This is a genomic window from Acidovorax soli (assembly GCF_014207955.1).
Classification (GTDB): domain Bacteria; phylum Pseudomonadota; class Gammaproteobacteria; order Burkholderiales; family Burkholderiaceae_C; genus Acidovorax; species Acidovorax soli_A.
Map to the genome: position 1 here is coordinate 108696 of NZ_JACHLK010000016.1, position 12773 is coordinate 121468.

At 68.3% G+C, this 12773-nt stretch carries 10 protein-coding genes; 6 read left to right on the plus strand and 4 right to left on the minus strand.

Going from position 1 to position 12773, the window contains the following annotated elements:
- Window positions 1-4: 4 nt before the first annotated feature.
- A complete protein-coding gene (locus tag HNP48_RS28865; protein ID WP_184863770.1) occupies window positions 5-1048 on the minus strand; it encodes an extracellular solute-binding protein in 1044 nt (347 codons plus the stop codon).
- Window positions 1049-1179: 131 nt separating this feature from the next.
- On the opposite strand from HNP48_RS28865, the gene HNP48_RS28870 reads away from it, so the two are divergent.
- Genes HNP48_RS28870 through HNP48_RS28880 form a run of 3 tightly spaced genes read left to right on the plus strand, consistent with a single transcriptional unit; the run spans window position 1180 to window position 3689 of the window.
- Complete coding sequence (locus HNP48_RS28870) at window positions 1180-2163, plus strand: quinone oxidoreductase (RefSeq protein ID WP_184863772.1); 984 nt, start codon at window positions 1180-1182, stop codon at window positions 2161-2163.
- 21 nt (window positions 2164-2184) lie between these two features.
- Window positions 2185-2958 carry a glutathione S-transferase family protein gene (locus HNP48_RS28875; protein ID WP_184863774.1) on the plus strand — a complete coding sequence of 258 codons (774 nt, stop codon included), beginning with the start codon at window positions 2185-2187 and terminating at the stop codon, window positions 2956-2958.
- A gap of 50 nt (window positions 2959-3008) precedes the next feature.
- Window positions 3009-3689: a GntR family transcriptional regulator gene (locus HNP48_RS28880; RefSeq protein WP_184863776.1), complete on the plus strand. Its 681-nt coding sequence runs from the start codon at window positions 3009-3011 to the stop codon at window positions 3687-3689.
- Here HNP48_RS28880 and HNP48_RS28885 read toward each other — a convergent pair.
- Both HNP48_RS28885 and HNP48_RS28890 read right to left on the minus strand, forming a co-directional pair.
- Window positions 3686-4597: an RluA family pseudouridine synthase gene (locus tag HNP48_RS28885; protein ID WP_184863778.1), complete on the minus strand. Its 912-nt coding sequence runs from the start codon at window positions 4595-4597 to the stop codon at window positions 3686-3688. The two genes, HNP48_RS28880 and HNP48_RS28885, sit on opposite strands and share 4 nt — an antisense overlap.
- 17 nt (window positions 4598-4614) lie before the next feature.
- Complete coding sequence (locus HNP48_RS28890; RefSeq protein WP_260420419.1) at window positions 4615-5265, minus strand: LysE family translocator; 651 nt, start codon at window positions 5263-5265, stop codon at window positions 4615-4617.
- Window positions 5266-5378: 113 nt separating this feature from the next.
- Between HNP48_RS28890 and HNP48_RS28895 the strand changes: the two genes are divergently transcribed.
- The 3 genes from HNP48_RS28895 to HNP48_RS28905 all read left to right on the plus strand — a co-directional run bounded on the left by HNP48_RS28895 (window position 5379) and on the right by HNP48_RS28905 (window position 9489).
- Window positions 5379-6353, plus strand: a complete 975-nt coding sequence (locus tag HNP48_RS28895) for a YafY family protein (RefSeq protein ID WP_184863782.1) — start codon at window positions 5379-5381, stop codon at window positions 6351-6353.
- 120 nt (window positions 6354-6473) lie between these two features.
- A complete protein-coding gene (locus HNP48_RS28900) occupies window positions 6474-8891 on the plus strand; it encodes an AsmA family protein (RefSeq protein WP_184863784.1) in 2418 nt (805 codons plus the stop codon).
- An 82-nt stretch (window positions 8892-8973) separates the two neighbouring features.
- Complete coding sequence (locus HNP48_RS28905; protein WP_184863785.1) at window positions 8974-9489, plus strand: M23 family metallopeptidase; 516 nt, start codon at window positions 8974-8976, stop codon at window positions 9487-9489.
- 12 nt (window positions 9490-9501) lie between these two features.
- Here HNP48_RS28905 and HNP48_RS28910 read toward each other — a convergent pair whose 3' ends face one another.
- On the minus strand, window positions 9502-12768 hold the full coding sequence (locus tag HNP48_RS28910) for an error-prone DNA polymerase (RefSeq protein ID WP_184863787.1): 3267 nt from the start codon (window positions 12766-12768) through the stop codon (window positions 9502-9504).
- Window positions 12769-12773: the final 5 nt, after the last annotated feature.

Sequence of the window (12773 nt, forward strand, 5' to 3'; positions counted from 1 at the left end):
GGCGTCAGACACCGAAAGCCTCCCGCCAGGCGTCGATCACCTTGGGGATCTGCGCCACCATCTGCGGCGGCGTGGGCGCCAGCAGCGGGCTGGCATCGCCCAGGCCGAGCACGCCGGGCGCCGGCTTGGCATGGGCGCGCAGCGGCACGCTGAATTCCTCGACCGAGATGCGCTCGGTATCCTCGCTGCCCAGCAGCCATTCCATGAACAGCTTGGAGGCGTTCGGCCGGCGCGTGTTGGCCATGATGCCCGAGGGCGAGAGGATCAGCACCGGCCCCTCCTTGGGCGCCAGCGTGGCCACCGGGTTGCCCTTGGCGGCCGAGCGCGCCGCCAGGCTCATGGGTCCGGCCGACACGGAGGCCTCGCCAGAGATCACCGTCGTCACGGCGTCGATGGTGGAGCGGCTCACATGCGCCTTGTTGGCGGCCAGCTTCTGGAAGAAGCCGTCACCGTGCAGCTTGCGCATCTCGATGCACCAGGCACCGGCCGCACCGCTGTAGGCCGGGTGCGCCACCAGGGCGGCGCCGTTCCATTGGGGGTCGAGCAGGTCGCTCCAGCGCTTGGGTGCGGCGGCGGCCTGCACCTTCTGGGTGTTGTAGATCAGGCCCATCATGAAGCAGCTCGACGCGTGGAAGTACGCGTCCGGGTCCATGTTCTGCACGCGCTTGTCCTGCTGCGCCACGGCGGCCGGCAGAAACTTCAGCAGCAGGTTGCGGCCCTTGAGGTCCACGTAGTGCGCGAGGTCCGTGGAGGTGAACACATCACAGTTGGGCGTGCCGGCCTTGAGGTCCTGGTTGAGGCGTTGGAACGCCACCTGCGCCGTCGTGCGCACCACGTTGACCTTCACGCCGGGGTAGCGGGCCGTGAATGTGCGGCCCATCTTCTCGGCCACCTCGGAGGTCTGGGGCACGGTGTACCAGGTGAGTTCGCCCTCCTTGCGGGCGGCGTCGTGCAGGGCGCCCAGGCTTGCGGCCTGGGCGCGGACTATCGCGGGAAAGGCCAGGGCGCTGGCCGCCATCACACCGAACTCTCGTCTGCGCAAGAACATGGGTTGTCTCCTGATCGTTGGGGACCGATCGGTGTCGGCCTTTTTTAAGTATGCGCATAGCATTTATAAAAATACACTAATGGTTTATATGTATTTTTTAAGACCTGGTCAGGCTCTCTAATGGCGCTGCCATGACAAAAAGCCCCTCCATCCATTTCCACCGCCACGGCGAGGCCGACGTGCTCGAAGCCGTGGACATCGACGTTCCCGCGCCTGCAGCGGGCGAAGTGCAGATACGCCAGACGGCCATCGGCCTGAACTTCGCGGACATCTACCAGCGCCGCGGCGGCCACGGGCCCCATGCGGCCACGCCCTTCCCTGTCACCCCGGGTGCGCAGGGCGCAGGCGTGGTGGAGGCCGTGGGACCGGGCGTCACGGCCTTCGCGCCAGGGCAGTCGGTGGCCTACCTGCACCCGGGCGCCTACCAGGTCACGCGCAATGTGCCGGCACACCGCGTAGTGGCGCTGCCCAGCTGGATCGGCGAGGACATGGCCGGTGCCAACCTGCTGCGCGGCCTCACGGCCGAGTACCTGCTGCGGCGGCTGTATGTGGTGAAGCCTGGCGATGCGGTGCTGGTGCATGCGGCTGCAGGCGGCATGGGACTGATCCTGTCGCAGTGGGCGTGCGCGCTGGGCGCCACGGTGATCGGCACGGTGGGCTCGGCCGCCAAGGCCGAGGTGGCGCTGGCGCACGGCTGCCACCACGTGATCGACTACCGCCGCGAAGACTTCGTGGCCCGCACGCTGGAATTCACCGGTGGTGTGGGGGTGGCCGTGGTGTACGACGCGGTGGGCAAGGATGTGTTCCTGCCCTCGCTGCAGTGCCTGCGCCCGCGCGGGCTGGCGGTCAATTACGGCACGGCGTCGGGTGATGTGGAGGCCTTCGACCTGCAGATCCTGCACGCCAAGTCGCTCAGCGTGTGCCGCCCTACCCTGCGCAGCTTTGTGGCCGACCCGGTGGAGCTGCGCGCGTCGGCCCAGGCCTTCTTCGATGCCGTGCGCGACGGCCATGTGAAGCTGGGCATAGGCCAGCGCTACCCGCTGGCGGAGGTGCAGCGCGCGCACTGCGACCTGGAGAGCCGCGCCACCACCGGCGCCCCCGTCCTCATTCCCTGACCTTCATCACCCTGCACCACCATGAGACTCTTCCATGCCTGGCTGTCCAGCGCCTCGCGCCGCGTGCGCCTGTGCCTTGCCGAAAAGAACATCGCCTACGAGAGCGTGGCCGTGGACCTGAGCAAACAGGAGCAGCACGCGCCGGAGTTCCTGGCCATGAACCCCAACGGCGTGGTGCCGGCGCTGGAGATCGCGCCCGGCCGTTTCCTGCACGAGAGCTCGACGATCTGCGAATACCTGGACGACACCGTGCCCGAGCCCCCGCTGCGGCCCGCAGACCCCTATGCGCTGGCGCAGATGCGCAACTTCGTGCGCTGGACCGACGAGAAATCGCTGCCCCACCTGCTCATCCTCAACTGGAGCCTGATGCTCCAGCCCACTGCCCAGCAATGGAGCGACCAGGAGCTTGAGGACAAGCTGGCGCGCATCCCCACGGCCGAGCGGCGCGAGGCCTGGGTGCGCATTGCCCGCAAGCCCTATACCGAAGAGGAGAAGGCCGAGGCCTTGCGCAAGCTGCTGCTCCTGGTGGAACGGATGGAAGACATGCTCGGCGCTTCTGAGGTCCCGTCCACCTGGCTGATCGGCGGCGCCTACTCGCTCGCGGACATCGCAGCGGCGCCCTTCATCGCGCGCATCGCCGAGATAGCGCCCGCAGCGCTGGCAGAGACCGCCCACCCGCGCGTGCACCGCTGGTGGCAGGCCATCCAGCAGCGCCCGGCGTTCGCCACAGCGCGCCTGCAGCTGTTCGGCGAGGTGCTGCAGGAGCGCCTGCGCAGTACCGCCACCCCGCACTGAGCACGAGAGCGATGCGAGCGCCCGCGCATTATCATTCGGCCACTACGAACATGGCCACCACTAGCACGACCCCACCCCGCGTCAACCTGAGCGACAAGATCCGCGAAGCCCTGGAAGAAGAGATCATCTCCGGCAAGCTCTATGCCGGCTGCAGCATCGACGAGCAGGGGCTGATGGAGCGCTTCGACGTCTCGCGCACCCCGGCGCGCGAGGCCATCCAGCAACTGGCCACGGCCGGCCTGGTGGAGATGGTGCCGCGCCACGGCGCCGTGGTCGCCACGCTCTCGCTCACCGAATACGTGGCCATGCTGGAGATGCTGACCGAGCTCGAAGGCCTGGCCGCCCGCCTGTCGGCACGGCGCATGCCGGCGGCCCTGCGGCGAGACCTGCAGGCCTCCTTCCAGGCCTGCGAAGCCGCAGCCGCCAAGGACGACTCGGTGGCCTACGAAGAGGCCAACCGCTGGTTCCACCAGACCATCTACGACGGCAGCCTCAACGAGGTACTGGCGCGCCAGCTGCGCCAGATGCGCCTGCGCATGCGGCACCCGCAGCGCTCGCTGTTCGACCGACCGAACCGCGTGCGCAACTCGCTGGCCGAGCACCAGGACATCATGAAGGCCATCCTCGATGGCGACGAGGATGCAGCCGACCGCCACATGTGCCGGCATATCTCCAGCGGCGGCAATGTCTATGTGGATGCGGTAGCCCGCGGCAGCGTGCCGCGTGGCTAAGGAAGCGGCTGCAGCTGCAGCCGGCTTTCGAACTGCCGGTGCTCGCCGCTGAGCGGGTCGGTGAACGCCAGCGAGCGCGCCAGCAACTGCAGCGGGCGCGAGTAATCGCCCTCGGGCGGGTCGTTGACCTCGGGGTAGAAGGCATCGTTGCGCAGCGGCAAGCCCAGCGCCGCCATGTGCACGCGCAACTGGTGGCGCTTGCCGCTGATGGGCGAGAGCCGGTAGCGCGCCCAGTCGCCGCGCACCTCCAGCACCTCCATGTGCGTGTGGCTGTTGGGCGTTCCAGGCACCTCGTGCATGCGAAAGAACTGCGGGCTTTCCTCCATGCGGCTCATGTGCTCACGCGGAAAGACCAGGTCCGCGCGCCAGGGGGCCACGGCTTCGTAGTGCTTGGTGATGCTGCGATCGCGGAACAGGGCTTGGTAGGCGCCGCGCGTGCGCTGCTGCACCGAGAACAGCACCAGCCCGGCCGTGTCGCGGTCGATGCGGTGCAGGGGCGACAGCTCGGGCAAGCCCAGGCGGCGCTTGAGGCGCACCAATAGCGTGTGCTGCAGGTAGCGGCCCGAGGGCGTGACCGGCATGAAGTGCGGCTTGTCGGCGACCAGCAGGTGCTCGTCCTGGTGGAGCACGGTCTCGGTGAACGGGATCTCGGGCTCGTCAGCGAGGTGGCGGTAGTAGTACAGGCGCAGCCCGGGCTCGAAGGGCCGATCCGGCGCCACGGGTGCACCGCGCTCGTCCACCACGTCGCCGGCCTGCATGCGCGCCAGCCAGCCGGCGCGGTCCACGGCGGGCAGGCGCTCCGCCAGAAAGTCCAGCATGCTGCCCTGGCCATGGGTAGGCAGCACCACACAGCTCGGCCCCACGCCGTCGCGCATGGGCGGGGCGAAGGGGTGGTGGGCGTTGTGCATGGGGCGCGATTCTAGGGCTACAGTCGCCAGCCTTCCCACGCCGTCCAGGCCGATGCCAGCAACAGCAGCAGCCCGACGGCCCGCGCCGTCCACACGCTGGCCTGCGGGTTGCCCTGCAGGCTGCGCTGCGCCCGGACGGCGCCCAGCGCCACCAGGCCATAGACCCCCGCCTGGGTGGCCGCGATGATGAGCCCCATCACCACGGCCTGGGCCCAGATGGGGCCATGCTCGGGCCGCAGGAACTGCGGAAACACCGCCAGCATGAAGACATAGGCCTTGGGGTTCATCAGGCAGGTGAGCACGGCCTTGCCGAAGGTGGCGGCCAGGGGGCGCTGGCGCGTGTGTACCGCGGCGCCATCGAAGGCCGAGCGGCTGCGCAGCAGCGCCACGCCCATCCAGGCCACATAGGCCGCCCCGGCCAGCAGCAAGGCGTTGAAGGCCGCGGGAAACAGCTTGAGCACCACGCCCACACCCAGTGCCCCCATGGCCGTGTGGCAGGCCCCGCCGGCCACGATGCCGGCGACCGCCCCCAGGCCGGCGCGGCGCCCACCCACGAGCGCGCTGGCCATGACGAAGGCCATGTCCAGCCCCGGCAGGGCCACCACGCCCAGCAGCAGCACAAAGAACAGCCACAGGTGCGCCGTGTGCTGCAGCGCCAGGGAATCCATTGCCCATTCCATCGTTCATCCTTTCCATCCGGCCCCGGATGTGGGGCCGCCTGGAGGCAATGTAGGGATGAATCAGGACACAATCGGCCCTGATTCGGGTGCATGATGGCGCCATGACCTCGCCCACCACCCGCGTGCTCAGCGTGCTGGAACTGCTGCAGGCGCGTGGCGCCATGAGCGGCACCGAGCTGGCCCAGCGGCTGGAGGTGGACGGCCGCACGCTGCGCAGGTACATCCGCAAGCTCGAAGACCTGGGCATTCCGGTGGTGGCGGAGCGTGGGCGCTACGGCGCGTACCGGCTGATGCCGGGCTTCAAGCTGCCGCCCATGGTGTTCACCGACGACGAGGCCCTGGCCCTGTCGGTAGGCCTGCTGGCTGCGCGCCGCCTGGGCCTGGCCGAGGCAGCACCGGCCGTGGAAAGCGCCCGCGCCAAGCTCGAACGCGTGATGCCCGAGCCCCTGCAGCGCCGCACCCGCGCCCTGGGCGACACGGTGCAGCTGGACCTGGCCCACCCCGACGCGCCTGCGGACAACCGGGCCCTGTTCACGCTGAGCGCCGCGGCCCATGCGCGCCAGCGCGTGCAACTGGCCTACCGCACACCGCAGGGCGAGGCCAGCGAGCGCGCCTTCGACACCTATGGCCTGGCCTGGCGCGGCGGGCGCTGGTATGCCGTGGGGCATTGCCACCTGCGCGGCGGGCTGCGCTCGTTCCGGCTCGACCGGGTGCTCAGCGTGCAACCCCTGCCCGCATCGTTCGGCGTGCCCGAGGATTTCGATGCCGTGCGCCACCTGGCGCTGGGCGTGGCCTCGCTGCCGCGCGCCTTCAGCGTGCAGGTGCTGCTGCGCACCGACCTGGCCACGGCACGCGAGGAGCTGTTCGATGCCATCGGCCTGTTTGCACCGCAGGACGGAGGCGGTGTGCTGCTGCACAGCCAGGTGGACGACCTTGCTTGGTATGCGCGGCAGCTGGCGCGCCTGTCCTTCGATTTCGAGGTGCTGCACCCGCCCGCGCTGCGCGATGCACTCGTCGAGTGTGCCCAGGCCCTGCTGCGCAAGGCGGGGCCGGCCAGGGCTGCACCGGGGCTGTAGGACAAGGGCGGCAGTTGGGCACACGCAGGCCCTGCCGGCGGGGTTGCGGGCTAGCATGGCCGCAACCACAGCCAAGAGCTTGCCGATCCACGGCAAGTGCACCGATCTCCGCGCTTTTTGATGACAACTGCCACCACGCCATCGACCGACCTGCCCAAGCCTCCGGCAGTCCAGCCCCCTGCCCGGCGCGTCCCCCTGGGCCGCGTGCTGAAATGGGCACTGGTGGTGCTGGGCCTTGTCGTGGGCCTGCTGCTCCTGGTCGGAGTGCTGCTGGCACTGATGGACCTGAACCGCTACAAGCCCTGGGTCAATGACAAGGTCAGCGAGGCCACGGGCCGGCGCTTCGCAATCGAGGGCGACCTGTCCGCCGCCTGGCGCTGGCCCCAGCCGCTGGAAGAAGGCTGGCGCCGCTGGGTGCCCGGTGTGACGGTGAAGGCCGAGCGCCTGGTGATGGACAACCCCGCCGGGTTCGAGCCCCCGTTCAGCGGCGACGGCGAGAAAAAGGGCAAGGGCAGCAGAAAGCCCCACGCCGCCACGGCCGCACGGGAGGCGGCCAGCGCCGCATCGGTGGGCTCGGCATCGGCCTCCACCGCGCCGACCACCGCCACCCTGCCGGGCACGGCCACCATGGCCAGCATCGGCAGTGCCAGCGCTTCCATCAGCCTGCTGCCGCTGCTCAGGCGCCACCTGGCCGTCGACACGGTGGCGCTGACCGACCCCGAAGTGGCGCTGGCCCGCACCAGGGATGGCACCAACAACTGGACCTTCAAGCCCCGCGACGAAGACAAGCCCAAGAGCCCCTGGACCTTCGATGTGGACCGGCTGGTGGTCAACCAGGGCCTGCTGGCCTACGCCGATGCCATGAAGGATGTGGACATGCAGGCCCGGGTCAACACCACGGAGCCCATCGATCCATCCCAGGTCACGAACGCCAAGGCGGCCAAGCCGGTCGTCCTGCCCGCCTCGGCCGCAGCCTCGTCGGCCGAGGCCGCGGCGTCGCGAGACGTGACCGCCAGCCAGCGCGGCAACAGTGGCGCCCCTGTGCCCTATGGCCTGAAGTTCGAGCTGCAGGGCCGCATCGCCAAGGCCAAGGTCGAGGGCAGTGGCCTGGCGGGCCAGGTGATCAGCCTGCGCGACAAGGTGGTCAACTACCCGATCAAGATCGACGCCACGGCAGGCAGTGCGGCCCTGTCGGCCGAGGGCATCCTGGCCAACCCGGGATCGCTCTCGGGCATGGACTTCGACGTGATGCTCAAAGCCGACAGCATGGGCGACCTGTACGAGGCAACAGGCCTGGTGCTGCCCAACACACCGCCCTTCGAGACGCGCGGCCACCTCACCGGCAGCCTGGAGCCCGAGCGCGCGGTGTGGAGCTACAGCGACTTCCACGGCAAGGTGGGCCAGAGCGACCTGCATGGCGACCTGAAATACACCTCGGGCAAGCCGCGGCCCAGGCTCACGGGCAGCATGACCTCGAACCAGCTGCGCCTGGCCGACCTGGGCCCCTCGCTGGGCACCAACAAGAGCGACAACACCCACCGCGGCAAAAGTGATGGCAAGGGCGACGGTAAGGACAAGGGCAAGGTGCTGCCGGACGCCCCATTTGCAGCCCAGCGCTGGAATGCCATGGACATGGACATTTTGTTCAAAGGCAAGAACATCGTCCGCCCCGAGAGCCTGCCGCTCGAAGACCTGAGCATGCGCGCCGTGATGGACAACGCCCAGCTCCGGCTGGCGCCGCTGACCTTCGGCGTGGCCGAGGGCAAGATCGAATCCGAGGTCGCCATCGACGGGCGCGCACCGCCGCTCAAGGCGCGCATCCACGGCAAGGTCGAGGGGCTCAAGCTCTCGGCCCTGTTCCCCAAGGTGGAACTCATGAAGAAGAGCTTTGGCCGCATGGACGGCGCAGTGGCCCTGCAGAGCCAGGGCAACAGCGTGGCAGGCCTCTTGGGCAAGGGCACGGGCGAGGCACGGCTGTACGTGCGCGAAGGCACGCTGAGCAAGCAGATGCTGGACCTGGCGGCCCTCAACGTGGGCAGCATCATCGTGGGCAAACTCTTTGGCGACACCAAGGAGGTGAACCTGCGCTGTGCCGTGGCCGATTTCACCGTGGTCGACGGCATAGCCCAGAGCCGCGTGGTGAAGATGAGCACCGACGATGCGGTGATCGAGGCCACGGGCACCATCGACCTGGGCACCGAGGCCATGAACATGCGCATCAAGCCCGAGTCGCTGGAGTGGAAGTTCTTCTCGCTGCGCACGCCGCTGTATGTGAAAGGCACCTTCGGCAACCCCGATGTGGGCGTGGAGCCCGGCCCGCTGCTGCTGCGCGCAGGTGCTGCGGTGGTGGCCGCCGTGGCGGCCCCGGCCGCGCTGGCCCTGGTGCCCGTGACGGTGCCTGCGGCCGATGACGACACCTACTGCAAGCCGCTGCTGGACCTGGGCAAGGCGCCGGTGAAGCCGGGCGCCGAGGGTGCGGCAGGCACCGCGACCGAGCCTGCACGGCGCGCGGCCAGCAAGCCGGCCACCGCGCGCTGAAAGGAAGGGGACAAGGGTGCGGGAATAATCGCACCCGTCGCCACTCCGAGCGCGCGCCCCGGGCAGCGCTTCTTTCCTGTCCATGAAGTCTCTCAAGTACCTGGCCCTCGCCGCCGTGGTGGTGCTCGCCCTGGGCCTGGCCATGCCGGAACGCATCCGCATCCCCGTGGCCGGGGCCAGCACGCGGGACTGGAATGCCCGCTCCTTCTGGTTCGAGCCCTGGGGCAGCTCGGGCGTGCACAAGGGCATCGATATCTTCGGCAAGCTGGGCACACCCGTGCTCAGCACCACCGATGGCATCGTGCTCTTCACAGGCGAGATCGCCAAGGGCGGCAAGGTGGTGCTGGTGCTCGGGCCGCGCTGGCGCGTGCACTACTTCGCGCACCTGGACCGCATCACCACCCAGGTGCTGGCGCCGGTGGCCTCGGGCAGCGCCATCGGCACGGTGGGCGCCAGCGGCAATGCACAGGGCAAGCCGCCGCACCTGCACTATTCCATCGTGCGACTATTGCCCGCGCCGTGGAAGATCGACGGGGCGCCCCAGGGGTACAAGAAGGCCTTCTTCATCGACCCCAGCGCGTACCTGCAGGAGCCGTGAGACCACCCGCTTTCAATGGAAGTCACGACTACCATCCAGCGCCCCGGCCATGCGGCCGAGCAACGGCGTCAGGTCCTTGAAGCGCTGGGCCACCAGGTGGCGCACCACAAAGGCTTCCCCGGGACCCGCGGCTGCCCCTTTTTCCCCATCCTCGCCATGCCGGCTGCACTGCCACAGGCCCTGCACGGCCAGCAGGCGTGAACGCAGGATGGCGTCGCGCCACTGCTCCACCATGGCGGGCCAGACGATGACGTTGACGGGGCCGGTCTCGTCCTCCAGCGTCACGAACATGGTGCCCTTGGCCGAGCCGGGCCGCTGGCGCACGGTGACGATGCCGCAGGCACGCACCAGCCGGCCATCGGGCACGGTGCGCAGTTGCAGCGCGGTGAGCAGGCGCCAGCGATCGAGCCGGCCGCGCAGCAGCGCCAGCGGGTGGCGGCGCAGGGTCAGGCCGGTGGCCGCATAGTCGAACAAAATCTCCTCGCCCTCGGGCGCTTCGGGCAGTTGCAGCGGGGCCTCGTTCACTGGCACGTCGCGCAGCAGGATGGGGGCGGCATGCTGGGCAGACGCATCCCACATCTGCTGGCGCCGGTGGCCTGACAGGCTGGCCAGCGCATCGGCCGCGGCCAGCACCTGCATGTCCTGCTGGTTCAGGCGCGCGCGCAGGGCCAGGTCTTCGGTGCTGGCAAAGGGACCTCCCTGCGCACGGGCTGCGACCAGGCGCTCGGCCGCGCCCCGCTCCAAACTGCCGACCAAGCACAGGCCCAGGCGCACCGCGGGCTGGGGCAAGGGCGGCACAGGCAGGCCCTTGTCGGGCCGCAGCATCTCGGGCGTGCCTTCCAGCGTGCAGTCCAGGTCGCTGCGGGTGACGTCGATGGGCAGCACGCGCACACCGTGGCGGCGCGCGTCCTGCACCAGTTGCGAGGCGGTGTAGAAACCCATGGGCAGCGAATTGAGCAGCGCCGTAAGAAAGCAGGCAGGTTCATGGCACTTGAGCCAGCTGCTGCTGTAGGCCAGCAGGGCAAAGCTGTAGGCATGGCTTTCGGGGAAGCCATATTCGCCGAAGCCCAGCATCTGCTTGAAAACGCGCTTGGCAAACTCGGGCTTGTAGTCATTGTCCACCATGCCATCGATAAGCCGCTTCTCGAAGTGGTGCACCCCGCCCGTTCGTTTCCACGCGGCCATGGACCGGCGCAGCGCATCCGCTTCCGACGCGGAAAACTTGGCAGCGATCATCGCGATCTGCATCACCTGCTCCTGGAAGATCGGAATACCCAAGGTCCGCTTGAGCGCTTCTTCCAGTTCCTTCTTCTCAAGCACCAGCGACTCGCCCTTGCGCTGCCGCTCGCGCGCTTGCAGATACGGGTGCACCATCCCACCCTGGATAGGCCCAGGTCGCACGATGGCGACCTCCACGACCAGGTCATAGAACTTGCGCGGCCGCAGGCGCGGCAGCATGCTCATCTGGGCCCGGCTTTCGATCTGGAACACGCCTACGGTGTCGGCGGCGCAGATCATGTCGTAGGTGGCAGGGTCCTTGTCCGGAATCTGGGCAAGGGCCCAACGCTCTCCGCGCAGTCCTGCACGCAGGTCCAGGCAGCGGCGCAAGGCGCTCAGCATGCCAAGGGCCAGAACATCCACCTTCATCAGATGCATTTCATCCAGGTCGTCCTTGTCCCACTGGATGATGGAGCGGTCCACCATGGCCGCGTTTTCCACCGGCACGATGCGCGTGAGCAACCCCTGCGTAAGCACAAATCCGCCCACATGCTGGCTCAGGTGGCGCGGAAAGCCCTTGAGTTGCCCAGACAGTTGTAGCCACAACTCTGCAGTGTGCAGGCTCAAGTGTTCGCCCATGTCCTGCGCCATTTCTTGCAGGCGATGCGCTGCGAATTCCTCATCGAACCAGTGGTGGTCTTTCGCGAAGGAATCAACCAGCGCCGCAGGCACGCCCAGCGCCTTGCCCACGTCGCGCAGCACGCTGCGAGTGCGGTAGGTGGTGACCACGGCAGCAATGGCGGCGCGGTTGCGACCGTATTTGTCGTAGACGTACTGGATCACCTCCTCGCGCCGGTCGTGCTCGAAATCCACGTCGATATCGGGCGGCTCCTTGCGCTCCTTGCTGATGAAACGCTCGAACAGCAGGTCGCTGCGTTGAGGGTCCACCGCAGTGATGCCCAGGCAGTAGCAGACGGCCGAGTTGGCGGCTGAACCACGGCCCTGGCAGAGAATTCTCTTGCTGCGCGCAAAGCGGACGATGTCGTGCACAGTAAGAAAGTACATCTCGTACTTGCACTCGGCGATCAGCGCGAGTTCACGCCTGATCTGCCTTTTCACCTTTTTGGGTATCTTTTTGCGATAGCGGCCTTGGGCCCCTCTCCAGGTCAACGCAGCCAGTCCCCGTGCAGGGGTCATCCCCTCAGGCACGGCCTCCAGTGGGTACTGGTACTTGATCTCATCAAGGCTGAAGGTGCAGCGCGCCGCGATCTCCAACGTGGCCGCAAGCAGTTCTGGCGGGTAGATGCCAGCCAGGCGCACGCGCTGGCGCAAATGGCGCTCCGCATTGGGCTGCAGCGCAAAACCGCATTCGGCCACGGTGCAGCCCTGGCGCACGGCAGTGATCACGTCCTGCAGCGGCTTGTGCGAACGCCGATGCATGTGCACATCGCCCGCAGCCACCAGGGGCACACCGGTCTGGCGCGATACCTGCTGCAGCGTGGCCAGCCACAGGTCGTCGTCGGGGCCGAGCAGCAGCTCCACACCCAGCCAGAAACGCTGGCCGAAGTGGGCCAGCGCCTCTTGCACGCAGGCCAGCAGCGCGCTGGTGTCCATGGCATGCTGCACGCTGCGGTCCGGCATAAGCAGCAGCTCGCAGTCCTGCAACCGGGCCACGTCGGACACGGGGCCCAGCTCGTAGGTGCCTTTGGGGGCGGTGCGACGTGCAGCGCTGATGAACTCGCACAGGTTGCCCCAGCCCTCGACATTGCGCGGCAATGCAATCAGCCGGAATCCGGGATAGGCGAACTCGCTGCCCGGTATGAACTGCAGGCCCAACGCCTTGGCCGGGCCGTGGGCGCGCACCACGCCAGCGACCGAGCATTCATCCGTCAGCGCCAGAGCGCGGTAACCCAACTGGGCCGCACGCGCCACCAGGTCCTGGGGCTGCGAGGCGCCGCGCTGGAAGCTGAAGTTGGAGATGCAGTGCAGCTCGGCATAGTCCGGCAGCGCCAGCGATGGGGCGGGTATGGCCGACGCGCGATCAGGAATGGTGTGGGTCATTGCAC

Bases quoted from the DNA above. Each gene is read 5' to 3' on its own strand.
- HNP48_RS28865 (WP_184863770.1), bottom strand. From the start codon at position 1,048: ATGTTCTTGCGCAGACGAGAGTTCGGTGTGATGGCGGCCAGCGCCCTG.
- HNP48_RS28870 (WP_184863772.1), top strand. From the start codon at position 1,180: ATGACAAAAAGCCCCTCCATCCATTTCCACCGCCACGGCGAGGCCGAC.
- HNP48_RS28875 (WP_184863774.1), top strand. From the start codon at position 2,185: ATGAGACTCTTCCATGCCTGGCTGTCCAGCGCCTCGCGCCGCGTGCGC.
- HNP48_RS28880 (WP_184863776.1), top strand. From the start codon at position 3,009: ATGGCCACCACTAGCACGACCCCACCCCGCGTCAACCTGAGCGACAAG.
- HNP48_RS28885 (WP_184863778.1), bottom strand. From the start codon at position 4,597: ATGCACAACGCCCACCACCCCTTCGCCCCGCCCATGCGCGACGGCGTG.
- HNP48_RS28890 (WP_260420419.1), bottom strand. From the start codon at position 5,265: ATGGATTCCCTGGCGCTGCAGCACACGGCGCACCTGTGGCTGTTCTTT.
- HNP48_RS28895 (WP_184863782.1), top strand. From the start codon at position 5,379: ATGACCTCGCCCACCACCCGCGTGCTCAGCGTGCTGGAACTGCTGCAG.
- HNP48_RS28900 (WP_184863784.1), top strand. From the start codon at position 6,474: ATGACAACTGCCACCACGCCATCGACCGACCTGCCCAAGCCTCCGGCA.
- HNP48_RS28905 (WP_184863785.1), top strand. From the start codon at position 8,974: ATGAAGTCTCTCAAGTACCTGGCCCTCGCCGCCGTGGTGGTGCTCGCC.
- HNP48_RS28910 (WP_184863787.1), bottom strand. From the start codon at position 12,768: ATGACCCACACCATTCCTGATCGCGCGTCGGCCATACCCGCCCCATCG.